The sequence below is a fragment of the Mucilaginibacter sp. genome, from assembly GCF_028288105.1.
Classification (GTDB): Bacteria; Bacteroidota; Bacteroidia; order Sphingobacteriales; family Sphingobacteriaceae; genus Mucilaginibacter.
The window spans coordinates 1-25,878 of record NZ_JAQBOI010000083.1 but is presented as its reverse complement, the minus strand read 5'-3'; the positions used below and the strand labels follow the sequence as shown (position 1 = coordinate 25,878).

At 42.6% G+C, this 25,878-nt stretch carries 22 protein-coding genes; 11 read left to right on the top strand and 11 right to left on the bottom strand.

All coding sequences use genetic code 11. The features are described 5' to 3' along the window. Positions 1–36: 36 nt before the first annotated feature. Positions 37–1,116 (top strand): glycine cleavage system aminomethyltransferase GcvT, encoded by a 1,080-nt coding sequence (gene gcvT, locus JWQ85_RS05725; RefSeq protein WP_299465282.1) that lies wholly within the window; start codon positions 37–39, stop codon positions 1,114–1,116. Between the two features lie 82 nt (positions 1,117–1,198). Next, positions 1,199–1,915: a 2-phosphosulfolactate phosphatase gene (locus JWQ85_RS05720; RefSeq protein ID WP_299465280.1), complete on the top strand. Its 717-nt coding sequence runs from the start codon at positions 1,199–1,201 to the stop codon at positions 1,913–1,915. Here the strand turns inward: JWQ85_RS05720 and JWQ85_RS05715 are convergent. Beyond that, on the bottom strand, positions 1,902–2,822 hold the full coding sequence (locus tag JWQ85_RS05715; RefSeq protein WP_299465277.1) for a DUF4349 domain-containing protein: 921 nt from the start codon (positions 2,820–2,822) through the stop codon (positions 1,902–1,904). The two genes, JWQ85_RS05720 and JWQ85_RS05715, sit on opposite strands and share 14 nt — an antisense overlap. 121 nt (positions 2,823–2,943) lie before the next feature. Continuing rightward, positions 2,944–3,270 carry a nucleotide pyrophosphohydrolase gene (locus tag JWQ85_RS05710; RefSeq protein WP_299465274.1) on the bottom strand — a complete coding sequence of 109 codons (327 nt, stop codon included), beginning with the start codon at positions 3,268–3,270 and terminating at the stop codon, positions 2,944–2,946. A 342-nt stretch (positions 3,271–3,612) separates the two neighbouring features. Between JWQ85_RS05710 and pdeM the strand changes: the two genes are divergently transcribed. From pdeM to JWQ85_RS05690, 4 genes are all read left to right on the top strand, one after another. Continuing rightward, positions 3,613–4,272 (top strand): ligase-associated DNA damage response endonuclease PdeM, encoded by a 660-nt coding sequence (pdeM, locus tag JWQ85_RS05705; protein ID WP_299465272.1) that lies wholly within the window; start codon positions 3,613–3,615, stop codon positions 4,270–4,272. 76 nt (positions 4,273–4,348) lie between these two features. After that, positions 4,349–4,783, top strand: a complete 435-nt coding sequence (locus tag JWQ85_RS05700) for a CBS domain-containing protein (protein ID WP_299465269.1) — start codon at positions 4,349–4,351, stop codon at positions 4,781–4,783. Between the two features lie 258 nt (positions 4,784–5,041). Beyond that, entirely contained in the window at positions 5,042–7,000 is a 1,959-nt protein-coding gene (locus tag JWQ85_RS05695) for a beta-galactosidase trimerization domain-containing protein (protein ID WP_299465266.1), read from the top strand. 45 nt (positions 7,001–7,045) lie between these two features. Further along, entirely contained in the window at positions 7,046–8,323 is a 1,278-nt protein-coding gene (locus JWQ85_RS05690; protein ID WP_299465264.1) for a DUF3472 domain-containing protein, read from the top strand. Here the strand turns inward: JWQ85_RS05690 and JWQ85_RS05685 are convergent. The 4 genes from JWQ85_RS05685 to JWQ85_RS05670 all read right to left on the bottom strand — a co-directional run bounded on the left by JWQ85_RS05685 (position 8,312) and on the right by JWQ85_RS05670 (position 12,194). Next, entirely contained in the window at positions 8,312–10,921 is a 2,610-nt protein-coding gene (locus JWQ85_RS05685) for a DUF3857 domain-containing protein (RefSeq protein ID WP_299465261.1), read from the bottom strand. The genes JWQ85_RS05690 and JWQ85_RS05685 overlap by 12 nt on opposite strands. 160 nt (positions 10,922–11,081) lie before the next feature. Continuing rightward, positions 11,082–11,384: a DUF1801 domain-containing protein gene (locus tag JWQ85_RS05680; protein ID WP_299465258.1), complete on the bottom strand. Its 303-nt coding sequence runs from the start codon at positions 11,382–11,384 to the stop codon at positions 11,082–11,084. Between the two features lie 30 nt (positions 11,385–11,414). Next, the gene (locus JWQ85_RS05675; protein ID WP_299465254.1) at positions 11,415–11,822 is read right to left on the bottom strand and encodes a VOC family protein; all 408 of its coding nucleotides are present in this window, start codon (positions 11,820–11,822) and stop codon (positions 11,415–11,417) included. Between the two features lie 108 nt (positions 11,823–11,930). After that, positions 11,931–12,194, bottom strand: coding sequence for a hypothetical protein (locus JWQ85_RS05670; RefSeq protein WP_299465251.1), 264 nt, complete (start codon positions 12,192–12,194; stop codon positions 11,931–11,933). A 252-nt stretch (positions 12,195–12,446) separates the two neighbouring features. On the opposite strand from JWQ85_RS05670, the gene JWQ85_RS05665 reads away from it, so the two are divergent. Together JWQ85_RS05665 and JWQ85_RS05660 are read left to right on the top strand one after the other, a co-directional pair. Next, complete coding sequence (locus JWQ85_RS05665) at positions 12,447–14,777, top strand: glycoside hydrolase family 3 N-terminal domain-containing protein (RefSeq protein WP_299465248.1); 2,331 nt, start codon at positions 12,447–12,449, stop codon at positions 14,775–14,777. Between the two features lie 154 nt (positions 14,778–14,931). After that, positions 14,932–16,467: a carboxylesterase family protein gene (locus tag JWQ85_RS05660; protein WP_299465243.1), complete on the top strand. Its 1,536-nt coding sequence runs from the start codon at positions 14,932–14,934 to the stop codon at positions 16,465–16,467. A gap of 108 nt (positions 16,468–16,575) precedes the next feature. On the opposite strand, the gene JWQ85_RS05655 is transcribed toward JWQ85_RS05660, so the two are convergent. The 5 genes from JWQ85_RS05655 to panC form a co-directional block, all read right to left on the bottom strand. Further along, positions 16,576–17,283, bottom strand: coding sequence for an acyl carrier protein (locus JWQ85_RS05655; protein ID WP_299465240.1), 708 nt, complete (start codon positions 17,281–17,283; stop codon positions 16,576–16,578). Between the two features lie 85 nt (positions 17,284–17,368). Beyond that, positions 17,369–20,185 carry a carbamoyl-phosphate synthase large subunit gene (gene carB, locus JWQ85_RS05650; protein WP_299465237.1) on the bottom strand — a complete coding sequence of 939 codons (2,817 nt, stop codon included), beginning with the start codon at positions 20,183–20,185 and terminating at the stop codon, positions 17,369–17,371. Between the two features lie 218 nt (positions 20,186–20,403). Next, entirely contained in the window at positions 20,404–21,360 is a 957-nt protein-coding gene (locus JWQ85_RS05645) for an energy transducer TonB (protein ID WP_299465233.1), read from the bottom strand. 29 nt (positions 21,361–21,389) lie between these two features. Continuing rightward, positions 21,390–21,740, bottom strand: a complete 351-nt coding sequence (gene panD, locus JWQ85_RS05640; RefSeq protein ID WP_299465230.1) for an aspartate 1-decarboxylase — start codon at positions 21,738–21,740, stop codon at positions 21,390–21,392. An 83-nt stretch (positions 21,741–21,823) separates the two neighbouring features. Beyond that, positions 21,824–22,654, bottom strand: coding sequence for a pantoate--beta-alanine ligase (panC, locus tag JWQ85_RS05635; RefSeq protein ID WP_299465227.1), 831 nt, complete (start codon positions 22,652–22,654; stop codon positions 21,824–21,826). 152 nt (positions 22,655–22,806) lie between these two features. Here panC and JWQ85_RS05630 point away from each other — a divergent pair, with 152 nt between their 5' ends. The 3 genes from JWQ85_RS05630 to JWQ85_RS05620 all read left to right on the top strand — a co-directional run. Beyond that, positions 22,807–23,631 (top strand): glycogen/starch synthase, encoded by an 825-nt coding sequence (locus JWQ85_RS05630; protein ID WP_256541692.1) that lies wholly within the window; start codon positions 22,807–22,809, stop codon positions 23,629–23,631. A 15-nt stretch (positions 23,632–23,646) separates the two neighbouring features. After that, a complete protein-coding gene (locus JWQ85_RS05625) occupies positions 23,647–25,044 on the top strand; it encodes a DUF4270 family protein (protein ID WP_299465222.1) in 1,398 nt (465 codons plus the stop codon). Between the two features lie 91 nt (positions 25,045–25,135). Further along, positions 25,136–25,878, top strand: a 743-nt coding sequence (locus tag JWQ85_RS05620; RefSeq protein WP_299465219.1) for a class II glutamine amidotransferase, incomplete at its 3' end; no start/stop codon positions are given.

The following is a 25,878-nucleotide window of genomic DNA, read 5'->3' as shown; positions in this document are numbered from 1 at the left end:
GCTATTTTGCTATTTTTGCCACGATATTATATAAACATGAAGAATACCGCTTTAACACAAGTACATACTAATTTGGGCGCTAAAATGGTGCCTTTTGCCGGGTACAATATGCCCGTACAATACGTCGGCATTAATGCCGAACACGATACCGTACGCAAAGGCGTAGGTGTATTTGATGTAAGCCACATGGGCGAGTTTATCCTGAAAGGCGAAAAAGCGCTTGACCTGATACAACGTGTTACCAGTAACGATGCCGCTAAACTGTATGATGGCAAGGTGCAATACTCTTGCCTGCCAAACGAAGATGGCGGTATAGTTGACGATTTGCTGGTTTACCGCATAGATGAGAAAACCTATATGCTGGTGGTTAACGCTTCAAATATTGAGAAAGACTGGAACTGGATAGCTAAATACAACACCGAAGGTGTGGATATGAAAGATATATCAGACCGTACCTCGCTGTTAGCTGTACAAGGCCCAAAAGCTGCTGATGCGCTGCAAAGCCTTACTGATATTGACCTGGCATCAATGGAGTATTACACTTTCAAGAAAGGCAAATTTGCCGGGATTGATAATGTTGTGGTATCTGCAACAGGTTATACCGGTGCAGGTGGTTTCGAGATCTATTTTGATAATGAGCATGCCGAGTTTATCTGGGCGGAAGTATTCAAAGCCGGCGAACCTTTCGGTATCAAACCAATTGGTTTAGCTGCACGTGATACCTTACGTTTAGAAATGGGTTTCTGTCTTTACGGAAACGATATTGACGATACTACATCGCCGTTAGAGGCCGGTTTAGGCTGGGTGACAAAATTCAGCAAGGAATTTACCAATTCTGAAGCCCTGCAACAGCAAAAACAAGCCGGTATAGAGCGCAGGCTTGTTGGTTTTGAAATGATAGACCGCGGTATCCCACGCCACGATTATGAAATAGTTGATGCTGATGGTAATGTTATAGGTAAGGTAACATCGGGTACTCAATCGCCTTCGCTGCAAAAAGCAATTGGCCTGGGTTACGTAAAAAATGAATTCGCTAAAGAAGGGTCTGATATTTACATCAGTATCCGCGATAATAAAGTAAAAGCAAAGGTTGTAAAACCACCTTTTTATAAATAGAAGCTTCGCTTGTCATTAAGTCATTGGTCATTGTGTTTTAAAATGCAATGACCAACGACCCGATGACCAATGACTACATACAATGACACGCAGTTTAGACGTTTGCCTTACCCCCGCGCTTATCCCCCTATACAACGTAGAGGATTATATAGTGGTGGTGATAGATATCTTCAGGGCCACTTCTTCTATTTGCTATGGTATAGAGAATGGTGCCGAGGCCATTATCCCGGTATCTGAAGTAGAAGAATGCGCTGCCTACCGTGAAAAAGGATCGGGCTATTTACTTGCTGCCGAACGGAACGGCGAAGTGGTTTCCGGATTTGATTTTGGCAATTCCCCTTTCTCATATACCGCCGAAAAAGTAGCCGGCAAAAGGGTTGTGCTTACTACCACCAATGGCACCCATGCCTTGCACTTATCGCGCAAAGCCAGGAAGATCGTAATAGGCTCTTTTCTGAATACTACCTCATTATGCACCTGGTTAAGGGCTCAACAGGGTAATATACTGCTGGTTTGTGCCGGCTGGCAAAACAATTTTAACCTGGAAGACACCCTTTTTGCCGGGGCTGTAATAGAGCAGTTGAAAAACGATGGCTTCATCCTGGATGACCCTGCCATCGCCGCCAACGACCTGTTCCAGATCGGTAAAAACGATATCGGACAGTACCTCAGCAAAACATCCCACGGGGAACGCCTCAGAAAATTAGGTATCGAAAAAGATATTGAATTTTGCCTGCAGGTTGATCTGACCACCGCTATCCCAGTATTGGATGGCGAGCGGTTAGTTAAGCTTGTTTAGCCATCCTACGCCCTCGCCACCGCTTTACAAATACAATTAGCAAAGCTATAACAAGCAGCAAATACCAGTTTGATAATAAGCCGAAGAATAAGTTTTGTAACGACTCCCATCCGCTTATCAACGCGCTTTTAAGTTTATAACTAAAGCCATTGCCTGCTGCAACCTGTTCTTGTTGCCTGGTGTAAAAAGTAATGGTTAACGAGCTATAAGTCACTTGCTTGCTCATGTAGTTCAACTGACTCTGGGTAGATTCTATATCGCTGCGGATCTCTGCCAGTTTATCTTCTATCTGCAGTAAGTCAGACATTTTGGTTGCTTTATTAAGAAGCTGCAGATAGCGGCTTTCCAGCAGCTTTTTATTATCCAGCCGGGTTTTGATATCTATAAACTGCGAGGTAACATCTTTTATGCGGATGTTTCGGCTATCTATTTTAGTTGCGGTTGATGAAACCGTCCCCAAAAAAGCATCAAAGTTTTTAGCCGGTATACGAATGCGTAAGGTGTATTCCTTACTGCCGGCATCGCCATTGGTGTCTTCGCTATCATCATCGGCATAACCACCAAGTCTCTTTAAAGAACTGATTATTTGCCTGCGGGTTTCAACAACGTTGCTGGTCTCGAAACGGATTTCGCCTTCTTTAATGATCTTCTTTTCTGTGTCATCGGCCCGATTTACTACAGTTAGTTTTTCATTTCCAAGTGGCTTGTCAGCTATTTGATTGGCATTTGTTTCAACAATTTCGTTATCGGCCGCAACTACCGGGGCTGCAAATTTCTGCGATTCAAGTTGCGGGGGTGGTGGTGCAGATAACACTACTTCAGATACTTTGAATTTTTCTCCTCCCTGGTGCTTGCATGCGGCGAATGCCAAGGTAATGGCAAACAAAATAAATAGATACTTTTTCATAATAAGGCTGCTTTAATTTATTGTATAAACGAATATAGCCAAATTATATTTTATAATAATCAAAATAAACAAATTATATTTTGTTTTAGTTCATTCATTTAAAATTAAGTATCAAATATTGCTATCTAAGTTTGTCATTATTCTTATGCCTGTCGGCGTCGCGGATGCTTTTCTTTTGCATGTTTTTTTCCAGCGCGTCGGTCAGGTCAATACCGGTTTGGTTAGCCAGGCAAATGAGTACAAACAGCACATCGGCCATTTCATCCGCCAGGTTAACTTCCGTATCCGATTTTTTAAACGATTGCTCGCCATATTGCCTTGCCATTATGCGCGCCACCTCGCCAACCTCTTCCATTAAAATAGCGGTATTGGTTAGCTCGTTAAAATATCGTACACCGGTTGTTTTTATCCAGTTATCTACAAGATGCTGTGCTTCCTTAATTTCCATAAGGCAAGATATAATAAATTTAGAAGGTGGAAAGCACCTTTACGAGTTAACTCACCCCGAAATTGCTTCGCTCGTCGACCTTCTCTTCGCTGCGCGGAAAGAGGGTTTGGAAAATGCTTTTTGTATTCACCCTCTTTGCGCAGCAGAGAGGGTCGCGCACGTAGTGCCGGAAGGTGAGTAAACTTGATAACATAACTTCCAGCCGTTACTTTGGACGCGGGTAGGGCCTCACCTAAATCCTCTCCAAAGGAGAGGACTTTAAGAACCCCCTCTCCTTTGGAGAGGGCCGGGGTGAGGCTTCACCAAATAAAACCAAACTCCTTATCTTTGTACCTTATGACGATGAGCGCGGGTACCCTCTTTCAATTTTTAGATCAGGATCTTTTACTGTTACCACAAAAGGCTATTTACTGGCAGCAGGAGAAAGCTTTGATAGCGGCTGATGTGCATTTTGGCAAAGTGGGGCATTTTCGTAAGGCAGGTATTGCTATCCCACGAAACATGGAGCAGGACGACTTGGCTATGCTATCCGACCTCATTTATGAGCACCGCCCCGAAAAACTGATCTTCCTGGGCGACCTTTTCCACAGCGATATGAACAACGATTGGGATTGGTTTGTACTTTGGCGCAGCCAGTTCCCCCGGCTGCAAATTATCCTGATAAAAGGCAACCATGATATCATCAGCGATAAACATTATACCGATCTGGGTATCATCCTGCATCAAAAACTAACCGTTGGCCCCTTCCTGATGCTGCACCATCCGCTGGCCGATCCGGAGAAAAAGGATGAAGATGGCTACGTTTTATGCGGCCATATCCACCCGGGTATTAATTTGGTTGGCAGGGGCAGGCAAAGTGTTACACTGCCGTGTTTCGCGTTTGGTAAAAACCAGGCCATATTGCCCTCATTTGGTAAATTTACGGGTAGGGTTGCCATACTAAGCCGTAAGGCCGATAGGGTGTTTGGTGTACTAAAGGATAAGGTGATCGCGATAAACTAATTTATCTTTTTCGCATTAACCTATTGTTTTTCTATTAGTTATTCGTAAATTGAATTACCAAACAAACCCAACTGTTATGAAAAGCGTTAAACACATCCTTGCCCGCAAGGGGAGCAATGTTATTGCTGTACCTGCCCAAACTACTGTTTTAAACGTACTGAAGCTGATGTCTGAGAAAAACATCGGGTCGGTTGTGGTTACAGAGAACGATAAATATGTTGGCCTTGCTACGGAACGGGATTATGCCCGTAAGATCATATTAATGGGTAAACACTCGGATGAGACTGTTGTTAGCGAGATCATGAGTAATGATTTCCCTAAAATCACCCCCGAATCGTCCATTGATACCTGTATGGTAGTAATGAGCGAAAACAATATCCGTTATTTACCGGTGTTTGATGCAGCCGATGAGTTATGCGGCATTGTATCTATTAACGATGTTATTTACGAAACTATCCATTCGCAAAAGGAAACCATAGAACAGTTGCATAGTTATATCCAATCTACATAGGTGTAAACAAGATTTTACAGGAGGCTCCTATGGAGCCAAACATCTTATATTTATTCTATAAACAGGATATCCCTAACGGGATTAGAAAGGATTTATCACTTATAGCTCCGGAGGAGCACCCTGTTTATAGAAAAATCAAACAACAATTTTTTGGTTCCATAGGAGCCCCCTAACCAAGTATAAGCTACCCTTTAAAACCATTCCCGCTTTAAAAAGTTAATACCTCACAGGGATAAGATATTCCTGCAGATTATTAAGATGCAGAATACCGCTAAAGAACAAGCTACACCCATCATGATAGGTGCCGAGGTTTTTATTGAACCCGGCCAAACACCTAAAGAGATAGATCTTTGGTTCCGCAGATTGCAGGAGGCCGGCATGACGGTTACACGTATCCGCCTGTTTGAAACCTACATGCGTAAGCCCGATGGCAAGTGGGATTATACCTTGTTTGATGCCGCCTACAAAGCCGCCGATAAATATGGCATCAAAGTGTATGGGAACCTGTTCCCTGCCACTGCTTTTACCGATCTGGGGGGGTTAAAATTCCCTAAGGATGAAGATCATTTAGGTACTATAGCGCGATATGTAGAGAACGTTGTTACCCATTTTAAACAATTTGATTCATGCTATGGCTGGGTGCCGGTAAACGAGCCGGGAGTAGGCCATTTTCCGCAAGAGCAATTTGCTACCGATAAATACCGCGAGTGGAAAGCTGCCCAGGCGCACCCCGAATATAACAGCGGAGGTTATGATCATTTTGATTTTGCCGATGAGCGCTTCCACTTGTACTACAATACCTGGTTCTTAAAATGGCTTACCGACGAGATCCATAAATACGATCCGGATAGTATCATCCATGTAAATAACCACGCCATATTTAAAAACGTAGCGGAATATAACTTTACCGACTGGCGCGATTTCCTGACCAGTCTTGGTGGTTCTGCACACGCCAGCTGGCATTTTAGTTACTTTAACCGGGAGCAGTACGCTTTGGCGGTTTCGGCCAATTGCGAGATCATCCGCTCGGGTGCCGGGGAGATCCCATGGTTTATGACCGAATTGCAAGGTGGCAATAATACTTACAGCGGCTTTTTATCGCTTTGCCCAACTAAACAAGAAATTACACAATGGCTTTGGATAGCCATTGGCGCGGAAAGTAAGGGCGCGATATTCTGGTGCTTAAATCCCCGCTCATCGGGCATAGAGGCGGGCGAATGGGCTATGCTTAACTATCACAATGAACCATCAGACAGGTTGCAGGCCGCTGTAGAAGTTATTAATACGGTTAATGAACATATTGGTTTTTTTGAGGAAGCCAAAGTGGTAGCATCCGGCATAAATATATTGTATACCCGCGAATCGATATGGGTTGAAAAGAAGTTGCAAACCGGCGGCAAAAGCTACGAAGGGCGCGACGAAGGTGGTGTAATGAAATCTGCGTTGGCTTATTTTGAAGCATTGAGTGAAGCCGGTGTACAAGCCAATTTAAAAGAGATAAGTGAATTTGATTTCTCTAAACGGAGCTATGACGGCATTGCTATTATTTTGGCACACCAAATAGCTATCCCCTCAAAATATTGGCCTTTGCTGGAAGCTTTTGTAACGAAAGGCGGCAAACTAATAGCTGACGGACTAACCGGTTATTATGACGAAAACGCGGTTGCCCTGATGCGGTTGGGTTTCCCGCTGCGCAATTTACTGGGGGCTGATGTACTCGAATACAAAGCTATTGACGATATGGAGGAAATGGTTGTTGATGGTATTGCCCTGCCTGCTTATCAATGGCGTGGCAGCTTAAAGGCCACTACAGCCACAGTACTTGCCGCTCGCAACGATGACATCACTGCTACCGAGAATAACTTTGGCAAAGGCAAGGTATATTGGCTGCCATCGCTTGTGGGTTTGGGCAGCAGGATATTGAGCAGCTATGATCATCTTAACTTGTTTTTAGCCAAAGTGCTTAACTATTCAACCTTAAACCTGCCCTTTGTTTTTGAAGAACCACAAAAGGGGGTGCTGATGAAGCTATTGGGTAACAATAAAGAAATTGTGACCATTATTATTAATAAAGCAGTTGTAAGGAGAGAGCTTAAACTGATACCCCAAAACTCATCGCTGCAACCTATTGTACTTTTTGCCAATAATGGTGGCAAGGTGGGTGGAAACCATATTAGTATAGAGGCGGAAGAAATACTGGTTATAAAGTGGGTGTAATAGCTTAAATTTTTAATTTAGCTTTCATATCGCTATCACATAATAATGAGAAAAACACTCCTGCTTATACTATTTATTACACTTACGGGTACAATTTGCGCATTTGGCCAGGCTGCTAAGGCTATTATACCACTTGGGGGCAATGCCTGGGCTACTGGTAAAGCTGTTATTACCGATGATGGTTTAACTAACTGGAAGAGTGCGCAGGATGCGATATCCATATATTTTAGGGTTGACAAGGCGGCTGAATTAACATTTGCATTAAGATTACGCGCCCCCGAAGGCAAAAGTAAGATCAGCATTACTATCGGCAAACACGTTTTTGTTAAGCAAGTAGCAAACGCAGGCTTCGACACCCTTACTATTGGTAAAGTAATGGTACAACCCGGCTATATAAAAGTTGATTTGAAGGGGGTAAATAAATCGGGAAGTATTTATGCCGATGTAACAGAGCTTATAGCTGAAGGGGCTCAACCTGCAAATGAACTTACTTACGTAAAAACCGGGTCTTCATTTCATTTTGGGCGGCGGGGGCCTTCGGTTCATTTACGCTATAATATCCCGCAGGAAATTAAAAACGATGTTAGGTGGTTTTATAACGAAATTACCGTTCCCCAAAAAATGGACGTGATAGGTTCTTATTTTATGGCCGATGGTTTTAGCGGGGGATATTTTGGCATGCAGGTAAATTCAGATACCGAGCGCCGGGTGCTGTTTTCGGTATGGAGCCCGTTTAAAACAGATGACCCAAAAAGCATCCCGGACAGTCTGCGAATAAAATTATTAAACAAAGGTGATAAAGTACACGGCGGCGAGTTTGGAGACGAGGGATCGGGCGGGCAAAGCTATTTGCAATACCCATGGCAGGCAGGTAAAACCTACGCGTTTTTATTAGAAGCTGAACCCAATAAATTACATAATTCAACCACATACACGGCTTGGTTTAAAGAAACAGGTACTGATAAATGGTTGCTAATTGCCAGCTTTAGCAGACCACAAACCGTAGGCTATCTTACAGATCTATATTCTTTTGTAGAAAACTTTGAACCTGATAATGGCAATAAAATACGCATGGCCTATTACACCAACCAATGGCTAAGCGATAGTGCCGGTAAATGGCACGCCGTAACAGAGGCCAAATACACAGGTGATGAAACCGCCCGGAAAAACTACCGTAAAGATTATTCAGGTGGATTAAAAGATGGACGGCTTTACCTTAGAAATGGTGGCTTCTTTGATGACCTGACACCGCTAAACCAAAAGTTTGAATACAGAAGAAGTTTACACCCGCCTATGATCGACTTTAATAAATTACCCCGGTAATTTATCCTCTCTAATTTCCTGTTCATGCACCCCGGTTTGTGGTTGTACATTGGTGTCAAACGCATAATTGCTTACCGGGTATGGCATAATAAAGGTTTTTTGTACCCTTGTCGATTTAATAAAATACGGTATCCAGATGGCCGCCGCTACCATTGACCGCATCATATCCTTACTATCATCTATATCAAGTTTAACTCCGGCTGCCTGTAATAAAACATAATCCACAATATGAAACACTACATAATAAGCATATAACCCTATCACAAATTTGGGGAATATATCGCGTCGTTTTATCAGTAGGAAAAAGCAAAAAGACGTATAGCAGATTGAAAAAATATTACCAATAACTTCAAACGTAAAAGCGGCCTTATAAGCAGCTTTTGATGCCCCGGGCAAAGCCAGGTTCCATTTACTTAGGTCAAAGGAGTCATTATTTATAACAGTAGCAAAAATAGCCAGGGGCGTTATCGCTAAACCCAGTGCAATTAAAATAAGCCAGCCACCAATAGGCATCTGGTAGCGCCAGTGTACAAACAACAGGCTTTTAGTTTCGGTCTTATAAATCCGTATGGCTTGTATTACCAGTCCGGCGGCAAATATCATAACGGCCAAAAACATCCAGTAATTAAAGTGGTAGGGCACTTTGGAAACATCTGGCGTGAAGGTGAAGCTATAAGATAGTTCGTTATCTGAAATTTTCTTCGCGTCATCGCGAGTTTCATCCAGCTTATTTAGAGGGATAAAATCTTTTAAATAGGTAAGCTGGTAGTTTAAAGACAGGGTATCGTTTTCTGCCGATGATTGTGACTTAAAAATATAGGCATCGCGTTTTATTTCATTATGCTCCTCTTCAATATTCCAGCCATTGGGCATAACTATCTGTATGGTGTAATTAACATTTAACGGAAAAGACAATGCTACAGGGCTTACAGCTTTATTAGGAATAACGGGTAGCTGATCGTTAATATAGTTTGCATAAAACCCGGCTTCAAAACGGCCGGTCTCTTTACCTTTTTTTAACAGATCGCTTATTAAATAATGCTCAATGGTAGTAACCTTATTATTTTCCTCATCGTCAATTACGGTAATAGAATCGGTTTGTTCAATTTTGGGGTGTATTTTGGTATAATAAGTAAGGTAATTTTTCTCCGTTTCACTCATACTTGACGATGCAAGCCTGTCCCTCATTTTATCAGCCTCGTTTAAAGTATATACCGTAGTTACGGTAAGTGGCACTTTAGCTTTTTCATCAGTTACAGTAAATCTTTCCTGCACATCTATCTTCCCTGTTTTAACCGGTATAATGGTAGTCAGTCCGTTATTATCGGGTTTTAGCACAAGGCCTTTCCCATATCCAGGGAAGTAAATATTAGTACCTGTACCACGTTGATATGCAATGGTAGCATCTACCCAAACCTGTTTGTTATTTATATTAGCTACAACAACAGCATGGTTAAATGCGTTGGGCGTTGGTATAAATTTATCAATACCGCCGTCTATCCCCGAGTTTACCAGCACCATTTGGGCCTCGATGCCCCCGGCCCTTAAAACAGATGCCAGCAGTAACGATTTATCCTTGCAATCGCCATAGCGCTGGTTAAATACCTTTTCGGGGCTATTTGCCCGATGCGAGTATTCGCCCATCTCTATCCCCATATACCTTACCTCGTCCTGCACCATTTTCACGGCGCCTCTAAAATATTTTTCTTTATCGCCTTTCGTTGCAGCTTTTAGTCCGGCAACTTGCACGGCCAGTTTTCCATTAGTTATAGGTACAACCGGGTTAACGCTTAAAGCCCAATCGGTAACTTCTTTCCAGCTGCTGTAATCACTTACCTGTATATAAGCGTAATTATTATACCAACCGGGTTGGTTATCAAAATACTCTACAGGCATAACCTGGTAAGCATTCCACTCGTAATTGGTAAGGCCGCCCTTTGTTGAAACAGATACCTGCGGTGTTTTATTAAACGATTTAAAATTTAGCTTGCGCGATGGCGATACCAAAATGGATTTATACACATGCGCAAATGGCACAGATGATTGAAAATACAAATCCCGGAAAAATTTGTTGTTAAATATGGGGTTTCGGCCGGTTATGGTGTATGAATATTCTATCCTGTCGCCTTTACGTATATCATCTAATATACAATAGGCAGAATAGCTGCCCTGGTAAATAAACCTTGATAGTTCTTTTTCATCAGCAAGAATTTTAAATGACTTGGCTGATAAGCGTTTTTCCGGCTTATTATTGCGCCAAACAGTTATCTCATGAACATCAAGCTTTTCAAAAGATGGGTCGAACCCAATATTTATTGATGATCCATTCTGGATACCCGCTTCTGAAACAATTTCTTTAATGATGTGCGTATAGTCGGCCTGCTTTTCAACATGTAACTGCTCTTCAAATACCTGATAAAAATATCCATTAGTAATATTTCTGGAAGATACTTTTTTATCGTATGCTTTATAAGTATTAAGCCAAACCGGTTTAGGAGATATATGGACAACAGGTTGCGCTGCATACCCAAAATTTGTAAGAACAGTTTGTAGCAGTACAATAAAGAAGGTTAGCAGCGTGATAGGGCCTTTTTGCATAAGGCTATGAAAATAAAAAAATCAAAGCATATTTTACTTTGATTTTTTTAACATTATTAACGTTGCATTTAAGTTAAAAGCTTGTTTATTAGCTACTTTTTCTTTTTCGCCCATGCCCGTTCCTCATCTTCCGCTATCCTGAATGCTACAATTTTAACAACTATATCCAGGGGCATAGGCTTATTGTACGGGAACTGAACAGAACCCTTTGCGCCTTTATAAGCCGCCAGTTCAGCTTTAAGTGTGCTATGACAGCAGCACCGGGATAAAAGCCAAGATGGTTTTTTGCTGCGCCGAAGTAAACCAGGTTGCCATGCTGTTTATAGGCCGGCATGCCATAGCTTATAATTTCCTGCGTATGCGGGGCAGCGCTTTTTATAGCATCCCGCATTTGCTGCAGCTTTTGTTGTACATCGGCAGGGAAACTGCCAATGTACTCATCAACATCTTTGGGTTTATTCATGGTTGTGATTGGTTTGCTATTTAAATATAGCTATTTTCCTTGCTTGCTCATATCCATGAACAGCGCGTTCCAGCGGTGGCCGTCAAGGTCGGCAAAAGCGCAGCCATACATCCAGCCTTGTATTTCGGCAGGCGGTGCAAAAAGATTGCCCCCCGCAGCGGTTACTTTTTTGGCCACTTCGTCTACCTCCTCGCGGCTTTCAGCGCCAAAACTAAACAGCACTTCTGTAGTTTTTGAGGTATCTGCCAATCCATTTTGGGCAAACTGCTTAAATACATCCTCCTGGAAAAGCATTACAATAATATTCTTTTCACTCACCGATATAGCAACAGAGGTATCCGTGCTGCCGTCTTTAATACCAAACCCTATACTTGAAAAAAACTCCTTTGAGCGGTTAATATTCTTCACCGGCAGGTTCATCCATAATTCCTTGGTCATTGTTATTTAGTTTTAATGGTTAATGATAATCAAATATAAGGGCGTTTTTACATACCAATGGGGTGTTAATGCGACCATTTAGCGGGTAAATTCCGACATGGAAAACATTTAATTCTTATACAAATAAAACCTTGCGGCATCGCCCCGTTGGTTATCATTTAAAATAGCCGCCATATTGTTAAATGCAGCTATTGTGAACATTTGCTCAAACGGATACCCTTCACGCGTATCGGGCACTTCCATTATCTGAATGTTGCCGCAATTGGGGCATTCACCATATAGAAATTCATCGCGCATCCCAAACATCATTTCTTTAAAAACATATTTTGAAGCGAATGCGGTACCGCAGATCCTGCAATTTTCTAATTTCATAAGTAGAGGAGGGGCTAAAGAATTAGGAAAAGTTTCTGATTCTATCTAAAAACTTACGGCAAAACAGGCAACAATGCGACACTGTGTTTTAAAATTGTTATAAATATTTTGACGTTTGCTATTTTAAATTATAATATTTAGTATTGTGTAGTTATGACACAATAACTCAGAACTGTCAGTGCAATAACCAATTATACCATACAGGCCACAACGCTTTTATGGGGAACCGCTCTAAAGCTGAAAAAGTATTTTATGAAAAAAAATTACCTATTGCTGCTGGCATTGCTGCCATGCGTTGTATCCGCACAAACCAAATGGACCGAAACTAAGGCAGGCAACATTGCTTTTGTAACCAATAAAGGCGGCCAAAGCCTGGGCTATTCAACCATATCGGGGGTTAAAATATTAACTGTTGATGGTTTGGCTTTTAAAGACCTGAACAAAAACGGCAAACTTGATAAGTACGAAGACTGGCGTTTGCCTGTTGATGTACGCGCCAAAGACCTCGCCTCAAAAATGAGCATTGAGCAAATTGCGGGGCTAATGCTTTACAGTCGCCACCAGATGATCCCTTCTATCCCGGTTGGGCCATTTGTCGGAACTTACGGTGGTAAGCCATTTGCTGAAAGTGGTGTAAATCCCTTTGACCTATCTGATCAGCAAAAGCAATTTTTAGAAAAGGATAATGTACGCCACGTACTTATTACATCGGTACAAAGCCCGGAGGTTGCCGCAAAATGGAATAACACCGCGCAAGCCTTTGTAGAGGGCATTGGCCTGGGTATCCCGGCTAACAACAGCTCCGATCCGCGCCATGGCACACTGGCTACAGCCGAGTTTAACGCGGGTGCGGGCGGTAATATTTCTATGTGGCCGGGCTCGTTGGGTATGGCGGCAACGTTCGATCCATCGGTTACCCAAAACTTTGGGCATATAGCCGCGCAGGAATACCGCGCATTGGGCATCGCTACGGCTTTATCCCCACAGGTTGACATCGCTACAGACCCACGCTGGAACCGTGTAAGCGGCACCTTTGGCGAGGATCCACAACTGGCGGCAGATATGGCACGTGCCTATATAGATGGTTTTCAAACATCAACCGGTACAAAAGAACTGGCCAATGGTTGGGGCTATAACAGCGTTAACGCCATGGTGAAACACTGGCCGGGTGGCGGCGCGGGCGAGGGTGGCCGCGATGCGCATTATGGTTTTGGTAAATATGCTGTGTACCCAGGCAATAATTTTAACGAAGCACTAATACCTTTTACACAAGGAGCGTTTAAACTTGCCAGTAAAACGGGTATGGCTGCCGCGGTGATGCCATATTATACCATATCATTTAACCAGGATACTAAAAACCACGAGAACGTGGCCAACAATTACAACAAATACATTATTACCGACCTGCTGCGCAACAAGTATAAATACGATGGTGTGGTTTGTACCGACTGGCTGGTTACCGGCGATGAAACGGTTATCAATAGCTTTTTATCAGGTAAATCATGGGGGATGGAAAAAGCTACCATTGCCCAGCGACATTACAAAATTTTAATGGCAGGCGTTGACCAGTTCGGAGGCAATAATGATGCTGCACCGGTGTTAGAAGCCTACCAAATGGGTGTTAAAGAACACGGCGAACCTTTTATGCGGGCAAGGTTTGAGCAATCTGCAGTACGCTTATTGAGGGGTATTTTCCGTACGGGATTATTTGAGAACCCGTACCTTGACCCTGAAATAACTAAGAAAACCGTGGGCAACGCTGATTTTATGGCTGCAGGCTATCAGGCCCAGCTAAAATCAATTGTAATGCTGAAGAATAAGGCAAACATATTGCCATTGCAAACAGGCAAAGCTGTTTATGTCCCCAAAAAATTCACTCCGGCAGGTAAGAATTTCCTGGGGATGGTAACCCCCGAAAAACTGGAATACCCGGTAAATATGGAAACGGTTAAGAAATATTTTAAAGTGACCGAAAACCCTGATGAGGCCGATTACGCGCTGGTATTTATTGACAGCCCTATTGGGCACGGTGGTTACGATGGCGACGATGCTAAAAACGGCGGGAACGGCTATTTGCCGGTATCGTTACAGTATAGTAAATACACTGCCGAAACGGCCCGCGAGAACAGCCTTGCCGGTGGCGACCCTTTGGAGACATTCACCAACCGTAGTTATAAAAACAAATCAGAAACATCAACCAACGTTACCGATCTGGCTATGGTGACCGATACTTATGCAAAAATGAAGGGCAAACCGGTTATTGTTTCGGTGAACCTTAACAACCCTATGGTTTTTGCCGAACTGGAAAAACAAGCTAACGCGATAATTGCCAATTTTGGCGTACAGGGGCAGGCAAGTTTAGATATCCTTACAGGTAAAGCAGAACCATCTGCCTTACTACCGTTGCAAATGCCGCTGGATATGAAAGTAGTAGAGGCCCAATATGAAGATGTACCGCACGATATGAAATGCTACACCGATTCTGAAGGGCACATATATGATTTTGGCTACGGATTGAACTGGAAAGGTGTTATAAAAGATGCCCGTACAGCAAAGTATAATAAAGCAACAGCAAAACCGTAAATTGCTTTATATTAATTATAGAATTAACCACAGAGGTCACTGAGGTTGCACAGAGTAAATGGAGAAAGACAAAAGAGTAAACTGAAAAAAAAATAAAATCTCAGTGATCTCTGTGCTTTTATCTCTGTGTCCTCTGTAGTAAAAAATTTAAACTATGAAACGGATACTAACTTTATCACTCATCCTGCTATCTACTTTATATTCCATCGCGCAAACCGCTTTGAATGTAGTACAAACCGATGCCGGTAAAATATCAGGCAGCGTGAGCAGCGATAATAGCGTTCATATATTTAAGGGGATCCCATTTGCTGCCCCGCCTATTGGCGAGCTACGCTGGAAAGCGCCACAATCGGTAGCGCCCTGGAATGGCGTTAAAGCATGTACCGAGTTTTCTAAAAGCCCCATACAGGGCAAACCAAACGAATTTGGGGTTTACACCCGCGAGTTTCTGATAAAGGATGAACCGCTAAGTGAAGATTGCCTGTACCTGAACGTATGGACAGGGGCAAAAACGCCTGCCGAAAAAAGACCTGTTATAGTATGGATCTATGGTGGCGGCTTTGTAAGCGGCGGCACCAATGTGCCTATTTATGATGGTGAAGCGCTGGCCAAAAAGGGTGTGATATTAGTGAGTGTCCCATACCGGGTTGGCATCCTGGGGTTCCTCGCCCATCCCGAGCTGACCAAAGAATCGCCCAATCATGCATCTGGCAACTATGGTTTAATGGATATGCTGGCAGCCCTAAAATGGGTGCAGAAAAATATTGCTGCCTTTGGCGGCGACCCCAATAATGTAACTATCGCGGGGCAGTCGGCAGGCTCTTTTGGGGTTAACTACTTAGTAGCATCGCCATTAGCCAAAGGCTATTTCAGCAAAGCTATTGCCGAAAGTGGTGCGCACATGTTGCCGGGTAAAGGTAGCGGTGTTTCTTTAACCGAAGCTGAAAAAGGCGGGGTAATAACCGCCGGGGAACTACACGCAGCAACACTTGCCGATCTTAGAAAGCTACCGGTCGAGGAATTGCTTAAACAAAACAATTTTCGCCCAATTATAGATGGATACTTTTTACCGCAGGTACCAGCAGATATTTTTGCCGCGAATAAAGAGAACCAGGTTCCGTTGCTTACCGGTTGGAACGAAGATGATGCTTTTATTGGCGCTATAAAAAACGCTGCCGATTACACCACCGGGATTACAAAGCGTTTCGGTAATAAAGCCCCGGAAGTTTTAAAGCTTTACCCCGGAACAACAGATGCCGAAGCAGAAAGATCACAGATAAGGATGTCGCGCGACCAGATGTTCGGCGTGCAAAATTATAGTTGGGTGAATCAGCAAAGTGTGAAGAATAAAACTAAGGTTTACCTTTACCGTTTTACCCGCCGGCTACCCGCCACGGCAGATTTTGTAAAATACGGTGCCTTCCATACCGGGGAGGTAGCTTATGTATTTAATAACCTTAAATTTTTGAACCGCCCGTTTGAACCTATCGACGGGCAATTGGCAGATATAATGTCATCCTACTGGGTAAATTTTGCTAAAACGGGTAATCCCAACGGTGAGGGCTTGCCGATATGGCCGATTTATAGCAATACTACCAATCAGGTAATGTATCTGGGCGAAAAACCCATAGCTAAAACGTTGGCAGATAAAGCCGCTCTGGAATTTATGGTAAAGGACATGACGAAATAATCAAATCAGGCACGATACTCACGCACTGGTGGATATATTCTTTACTGCGAATATCATGGCAATGGAGAAACAAAAAAGGGGATAGCTTTGGCTATCCCCTTTTTTGAATTATGTGTTACTTATGCAAACCTTACTTCTTTTCTTAAAGCGGTAGGGTTCTACATGAAGGTAATCGGCAAAAAGCTCTTTTACTTTTTCGGCTACCTCGGTACGGTTAACGGTTGATGCATTGCGGCGGCAGCTTAAATAATGCTCGCGGGCAATTTTCTCGGCCAAATCGCCAAGGGTTTTCACCTTTAGTTCTTTACCAAATTTACCTGCAAGTATTAATCCTGTTATAGCAATACCAGTTACAATAAACCCTGCAATATTATTAAAGAACGATAATGCTATCGCTGCCAGCAGTAAGCCGGTAAAGCCATAAACTATCCATCGCTTTGGCTGCAGCAGGTTAACGTGTAAGCCCATTTCGGCTTCCATATCTGCTACAACCTCAATGCGGTTATCGCGGGGGAAAAGTTCACAAAGTTTTGTTTGTGGCTTAAGGTCGCATTTTTCAATAGGCTTTTTAGCATTAATTGCATTACGCAATTTGTAGAAAGCCTGTTGGGTTGTGCAGCTGTCACTTTGTACCTGTTTAACCTTTTCAACCACAAGATCGCATAGTGCGCCAAAGGTTTTAATATGTTTAAGGTCCTCGTCTGTGAATCTGATATTGAACGATCTTTCGATCTTTAGTAAAACATCACCTACATCCTCCGGGTCGATAGTGCTCAAATTAACGACCGGCGTATTATTTTTTAAATTAACTTTCAATACTATAGTACTAAATTAAACCATATAGGCACCGTAAAATCTCACGGCGACTAACCTTAAATTCAAAACTGATGCCAGTTTTGAATTACTTGCTTAAATACATTGATTTTTCTTTATACAGATGCCTGAAATACGGGTCGTCCAAATCAGGGATGAACCTGATGGCTTCGCCTGTTGATTTCATTTCCGGCCCAAGCTCCTTGTTTACTTCCGGGAACTTATCAAACGAAAATACAGGCTCTTTTATTGCATATCCTTTAAGCTTGCGCTCTATGGTAAAGTCTTTTAATTTGTTTGCGCCAAGCATTACTTTGGCAGCTATGTTTATGTAAGGCACATCGTACGCTTTAGCTATAAAAGGCACAGTACGCGATGCACGCGGGTTAGCTTCTATCACATATACCCTATCATCTTTAACCGCGAATTGAATATTCAGCAGGCCACGAACGTTTAGGGCACGGGCAATTTTCTCTGTGTATTCTTCCATCTTGCTTATCACGTTAGCTGATAGATCAAACGGAGGTAATACGGCAAATGAATCGCCGGAATGGATGCCCGCAGGTTCAATGTGTTCCATCAAACCAATAATGTGAACATCATCCCCATCGTGGATAGAATCTGACTCAGTTTCGGCAGCACGATCAAGGAAGTGGTCAATTAATACCCGGTTACCGGGTAAATTTTTCAACAGATTTACCACAGCCTTCTCCAGGTCCTCGTCGTTTATCACAATGCTCATGCCCTGGCCACCAAGCACGTAGCTTGGGCGAACCAATACCGGGTAACCTACTTCGTGCGCAACTTCCAGCGCTTCTTCAGCACTTTCGGCAACACCATATTTAGGGTAAGGGATTCCAAGCTCTTTTAACAAGTCGCTGAAACGGCCGCGATCTTCAGCCACATCCATATCGTTGAATGATGTGCCAATTATCTTAACACCATGCTCATGTAGCTTCTCGGCCATTTTAAGGGCTGTTTGGCCACCTAACTGAACAATTACACCTTCCGGTTTCTCCAGGTCGATGATCTCGCGTACATGCTCCCAAAAAACGGGCTCAAAGTACAGCTTATCGGCCATGTTAAAGTCGGTAGATACGGTTTCGGGGTTACAGTTGATCATGATGGCCTCATAGCCGGCTTCTTTAGCGGCAAGCAAACCATGTACACAGCTATAATCAAATTCAATACCCTGTCCAATACGGTTAGGCCCCGATCCTAATACAATTATTTTCTTTTTATCAGATACGATGGACTCGTTCTCGCCCTCGTAAGTAGAGTAGTAATATGGTGTTTTTGCCGCGAACTCTGCCGCGCAGGTATCTACCATTTTGTAAACACGGTTAATGTTTAGCGCTTTGCGGCGTTTGTAAACATCTTCCTCGGTTACGTTACCTAATACGTAGGCTATCTGGGTATCAGAAAAACCGCGTTGTTTTAGGGTGAAGAAGAAATCTTCGGGGATATTATTCAGCGAGTAGCGGCGCAGTTCTGTTTCTACGTTCACTACATCCTGTATCTGGTTCAGGAACCAGCGGTCAATCTTAGTAACTTTTCTTATCGATTCAATTGGCACACCCAGGCTCATGGCATCATAGATGTGGAACAGCCTGTCCCAGCTTGGATGCTCCAGGCTGTGCATTATCTCGTCAAGGTTGCGGCTTTGGCGGCCATCGGCACCAAGGCCGGCGCGGCCAATTTCTAAACTCTGGCAAGCCTTCTGTAAAGCTTCGATAAAGCTGCGGCCAATGCCCATCACCTCGCCTACCGATTTCATGGTTAAACCAAGCTCGCGGTTAGCGCCTTTAAATTTATCAAAGTTCCAGCGGGGGATCTTTACGATCACGTAATCCAACGTCGGTTCAAAATAAGCCGAAGTTGTTTTGGTGATCTGATTTTCTATTTCATCGAGGTTATAACCAATGGCCAGCTTTGCAGCTATTTTAGCAATTGGGTAACCTGTTGCTTTTGATGCTAATGCTGATGAACGCGATACACGTGGGTTTATCTCAATGGCGATAATGCTTTCATCGGCAGGGTTTACCGAGAACTGTACGTTACAACCACCCGCGAAATTACCAATGGCACGCATCATTTTGATGGCCTGGTTACGCATTTCCTGGTAGCAGCGGTCGCTCAGTGTCATGGCAGGTGCCACGGTTATCGAGTCGCCGGTGTGGATACCCATTGGGTCGAAGTTCTCGATAGAACAGATAATGATAACGTTATCATTACTATCCCTCAAAAGCTCCAGCTCGTATTCTTTCCAGCCTAAAACTGCCTGCTCAACCAATACCTCGTGGGTTGGCGATGCCTGCAAGCCGCGACTTAAAGCGGCGTCAAAATCTTCTTTTTTATGTACAAAGCCAGCGCCTTTACCACCCAGCGTATAGCTTGGGCGTATAACCAGCGGGAAACCAATTTCCTGCGCGGCTTCTTTACCTTCAAGGAACGAGTTGGCTATTTTTGAAGTAGCCACTCCAACACCTATATCAACCATTAACTGGCGGAAGGCTTCGCGATTCTCGGTTTTTTCTATCGCGGCTATATCAACACCTACAATTTTAACACCGTGTTTTTTCCAGATACCTTGCTCATCGGCCTCAATACAAAGGTTTAGCGCGGTTTGGCCACCCATAGTAGGCAGTACGGCATCAATTTTTTGTTCGGTAAGTATTTGCTCAATGCTTTCGCAGGTAAGCGGCAGCAGGTAAACATGGTCGCCAATAACCTTATCCGTCATAATAGTAGCAGGGTTGCTGTTGATGATGGATACGGTAATGCCTTCTTCTTTTAAAGAAAGGGCAGCTTGCGAGCCTGCGTAATCAAACTCACACGCCTGGCCAATAATGATAGGGCCTGAACCAATAATTAGTACGGATTTGATGGAAGTATCTTTGGGCATAGGGCTTTTCTAAGTCAAAAAGTTAAAATTCAAAAGTTAAAAATGGGTAGTCCATTTAACGTAAATCCTATGCGCTGAAAGGCGAAAAATCCCGACCTCAGCGTCGGGGTGCAAAGATAGCAATTTGCAGGGAATTGGAACTTTAAATTTGTAAATTAATATTAGGCTGTGTAATACCCAGTTATAGTATGCTTATAAATACGGTATGTAATTGCTAATTACCTTAATGCAAAGTTAACAGGCACACTATAATTAACTCTCATGGGCTTGCCCATCATTGTGCCCGGTACCCACTTTGGAGATCTTTTTAATACCCGCAATGCTTCATCATCAAGCCCGGGGCTTACTGATCTAAGTACTTTGAGGCTGCTTAAGCTGCCATCTTTTTCTATCACAAAGGTAATTATTACCCGCCCTTCAATATTCCTTCTGCGTTCGTTTTCGGGGTATTTTATGTTGTTGCCCAGGTAGCTGCCAAATGCTTCAACACCTCCTTTAAATTCGGGTGATGTAAACCTGCTGCCGCTATATTTGGTTACATCGCCATTCCCGGTTTCAGACTCGCCACTTATTAATTCGCCATTCTTGTAAACCTCGGTAGCGGTAATGTTTCTGTTCCTGAAATCAATTTTCCAGGTACCTTCCCTTTTCCCGTTAACAATCTTACCGGCATCGCTTATGTAATTAAATTTTTCATCGAAGCCTTTATAATACCCTTCGCCGTTTTGCACCTGTACTGTACCAAGCGAATCGTAATTTGCAATTATTAAAAAGTCATCTTTAATATTATCTACCCTGGTGGTATCGGGATATTTTAAAGCCTGGTATAATTTGCCATTTGAATAATATTCAAAGAAATCGCCTGATTTTAAGTTGTTTTTATAATTACCGAGGCTTTGCTTTTTACCCGATTCGTAGTAATTAAGGCATTGACCTTCATACCAGGGTGGGTCTATGGTGCGCGACTTGCCAATAAGTTTTGGTGTCCCGTTTTTATAAAATTCAAAAACATTGTACAATACCGAGGCCGAATCTGGCGGCTTTATAACACGGATATAGTCGGCACTATCAGACTGGTTGATGTATTTGCCATCCTTTTTTAAATAAAAGATGGCTTGCTGGGCAAATACTGCAGTAGTAAGAAATAACAGCAGGGAAGTGAAAAGCAGTTTCATTAAATAACAGGGCTTAGATAGCCCCTAAGTTATTTAATTAATTTGTTATTTGCATCCGGGAATATCAAAATTGGCTCGTAGGCACGGGCTTCTTCGGTTTCCATATAAGCGTAAGACATAATGATAACAACATCGCCAACCTGGGCAAGCCTTGCGGTTGCGCCGTTAAGGCATACTGTACCACTGCCACGTTCGCCTTTTATAACATAGGTTTCAAAGCGGGCGCCGTTGTTATTATTAACAATCTGCACCTTCTCGTTCGGGATGATATTAGCCGCTTCAATAAGATCCTCATCAATAGTTATACTGCCAACATAGTTCAGCTCGGCCTGTGTAACCTTAACACGATGAAGTTTTGATTTTAATACCTCAATAATCATGGTGCAAAGGTAGGAATTATTTTAACCGATAATCTATAACCCATAGTTGGCAAACTGTAATATATATAAGACATTGTTATGATCTATCGTATCAGCAGATTATCTATCAGCCTTGTTTTTCCTACGCGGGCGGCGGTAAGGGCTACAATAGTTTCGCTGTTTCTATCAGCCGGCAAAAGGGTTTTGCCGTCAACAATCTCAAAATATTCAGGCTGTACGCCATCTTCGGTTTTAAGCAGATCCATGGCTTGTTGCTGCAAGTCTGTAATGTTATTGCTGTCAAAATTCGCTTTAACCCAGTTCAGTGTTTTTGATAAGATCAAAGCATGTTGCCTATCGGCCGGGCTTAGGTGGATATTGCGCGAACTCATGGCCAAGCCATCCGGTTCGCGCTCAATTGGGCACATCACCATTTTAACGGGGATATCTAATAGTTCAACCATCCGGCTTACCACCATAAACTGCTGGTAATCTTTTTGGCCCATGTATAAGGTGTTGGGTTTAACAATATCCAGCAGTTTATATACCACCTGTGTTACGCCCTGGTAGTGCCCCGGTCTAAACTCGCCTTCCAATAAATGTTCCAGCGGGCCAATGTCTAAATGCCATTGCTCATTATTGTCATAAATTTCGCTCACTGCAGGGTTAAACAAAACATGGCAGCCGGCTTGCTCTAATTTGGCTATATCGGCCTCAATAGGGCGCGGATAATTCTCCAGGTCTTTTGGATCATTAAACTGGGTGGGGTTCACAAAAATGCTGCAAACTACAATGTCATTGGCCTTTTTTGCCTGTGCAATTAACGATAGATGGCCATTGTGCAATGCGCCCAAGGTAGGTACAAACCCAACGGTTGCAGGGCTTTGTGCGGACAGATATTCCCGGATCTCCCGGCGGGTGGTAAATGTTTTCAAGCTAAAATAAGGTTGTAAAAATTTGGTAAAGGTGTGCAATTACTTAAAAACTACCAAACCCACTTGCACATGTGGTTGCCAGTTCATATAATAATGCTTATATTTGCAAACTCAAATTTTTTTGACTTCTTTACATTTAATACTGATTAGTGATGGGTAAATCTAAGCTTTTGTTCATAACTCATGAAATGTCCCCTTTCCTTGAACTCACAAAAATTGCCGAAATAACACGCCAGCTTCCGCAAGCAATGCAGGAAAAAGGTTTTGAAATACGCATTTTGATGCCGCGTTTCGGGAATATTAATGAGCGCAGGAACCGCTTACATGAAGTTATCCGTTTATCTGGGATGAATATTATTATTAATGATAATGATAATCCGCTGATAATTAAGGTTGCTTCAATTCCGGCAGCACGTATGCAAGTTTACTTTTTAGATAATGAAGAGTATTTTCAACGTAAGCACGTGTTTAACGATAAAGACGGTAAATTTTATGCCGACAACGACGAGCGTATGATCTTCTTTTGCAAAGGTGCATTAGAAACTGTTAAGAAACTTGGCTGGGCGCCAGATGTTATTCACTGCCACGGCTGGATGAGCGCTTTAGTGCCGGCTTATCTAAAAACAACATATAAAGACGATCCTACTTTTAAAAATTCAAAAGTAGTTTACTCTATTTATGAAAATGATTTTAAAGAGAAAATGGATCCCGATTTTGCACGTAAGGCAATAATGGGCGATATGACCGAAGCACATACCGAAGTTTACAAGGAAGGCACTAACACTGCAATGTATGCAGGTGCTATCCAGTATAGCGATGGCATTGTGTTAGGCAGCGCTAACATTGATGCTGATGTGTTAAATAATGTTAAAAACAGCAATAAATCGGTCTTAGAATACGTTTCCACTTCTGATTTCGAAAATTATTACAATTTTTACGACGAAATTACCAACGATCAATTGGTGGATGTTGCTTAAGCTTTAAAATTACATATGAAATTTTACAAATTAGGCTTATTAACCCTGTTAATAAGTCTTTTTATTTTGAATGGCTGTAAAAACCAGGATTCTATTGGGTTAGGCGTTGATGCCAGTAACCAGCTTAATGGCACGTTAATGGTTGATACCAATATAAATGTTATTACTGTACCCGAAGATACTGTAGTTACAACTGCATTGTCCAGAACCCCACTATCTTATTTCAAAGACCCTGAACTTGGTGTTACCGAATCAAACATTGCTGCAGCCCTATCGTTGCCAGGTTACGCCACCACATATACCTTGCCAACCGGCGCCGGCGGGACAATGACAATTGACTCATCCGTTTTGGTATTACCTTATGCTGATGGTTTTTACGGCGATTCACTTACATCAAAATTTAAGTTGGATGTACACCAGTTAAGTGAGCCGATTAAATCCGGCACATCTTATTACAGCAATAAACAATGGACTTATGACGCAGCACTATTAGGGACAAAAACTTTTACGGTACGTTCACATGACACCATAAAAATATATGCTATTTTAACCGGCCGAACAGATACACTTGTAAAGGTTGCGCCGCAATTACGCATACCTATTAGCCAGGCTTTTGTAAATCAATATTTATTTGGAGCTGGTGCCACCTCTTACCGGGCATCAAGTACAGCCTTTCAAAACGCGGTTAAAGGGTTGTATCTTACTTTAGATAAAAGCCAAACTACGGGTCCGGGTGGAAACATCATGTTCGTATTAGATTCTGCACGCGTTGATGTATTTTACAGAACAGATAGTGCCGGAGTAAGTGATACAGGGGCAGTTAGAATACCTGTTCAGACACGTACTCATGCTGTGCAGATAAAGCACACACATAGTACAAAAGTACAGGCGGCTCTCAATAATACATCTACAGATGGTCTCTTTTACTTAAAGGGCCTTGCAGGCTTAAAGGCCAAAGTAAGCTTCCCCAATATTAAAAACGCTTTTGCTGGTGTAGGCAATGTAGTAATTAACCGAGCCGAGCTTATTGTTAAAGCCGCACCCGGAACAACTATACCTTATAGAGCCGCACCGCGGTTAACAATGTATCAATTGGATATTGCAAAACAACGTGTACCAATACAGGATGCTTCAGTTAGTGATCCGCGAGGTGCAAATGGTGTAAACACTTTTGGTGGTTTTTATAATTCAGCAACAGGCGAGTATCACTTTACAGTAACCGGATATATTCAGGACCTTATTACCGGAAAAACTGTAGATTATGGAACGTTTATTGCCCCGGTTAACCCCACCGTAGGCACTTCAATTGATATTACACCTACTGTTCAGTTTGCCGAACGTGTGATACCTGTTGGTAAAAACTCTCCCGATAGAATTAAACTAAACATTATTTATACAAAAATAAATAAGTAAAATAACCGTGTATCCATGTTTGTTGTTGCAATAAACATGGATATTAAAGTATTACTGCTATTTTTGGCACCATATATTTAATATTAAATTTATGTGCGGTATAGTAGGATATATAGGCTATAGGGATGCTTATCCAATAGTTATAAAAGGGTTACACCGCCTGGAGTATCGCGGATACGACAGCGCAGGTATTGCTTTAGCCGATAACGGTTTAAAAGTTTACAAAAAAGCCGGCAAGGTTAGCGATCTTGAAAATTTTGTAAAAGGAGTTAAATTAACAGGCACGGCTGGTATGGGCCACACCCGTTGGGCCACTCACGGGGCACCAAGCGACAGGAATTCTCACCCACATTCATCAGGAGATCGTAAACTCACTATAATTCATAACGGTATTATTGAGAACTACGGCGTGCTTAAAGAAGCATTGATTGCTAAAGGCCATACTTTTATAAGCGATACCGATACTGAGGTTTTAATTCATTTGATTGAAGACATCCAAAAGGTTACCGGGCTTGATCTGCACGAAGCCGTAAGACTTGCCCTTAACAGGGTTGTTGGCGCTTATGCTATAGTTATTATGAGTGCTGATGAGCCGAATGAATTAATAGCGGCACGTAAAGGCAGCCCTATGGTTATTGGTGTTGGCAAAGGTGAATATTTTATAGCATCTGATGCTACACCAATTGTGGAGTATACCAAAAACGTTATTTATTTAAATGATAACGAAATTGCTTACATAAAGCGAGATGACTTGCTGATCAAGAACATTGATAATACTATACAAACCCCATACATACAAGAGCTCGAATTAAAGCTTGAGATGCTTGAAAAAGG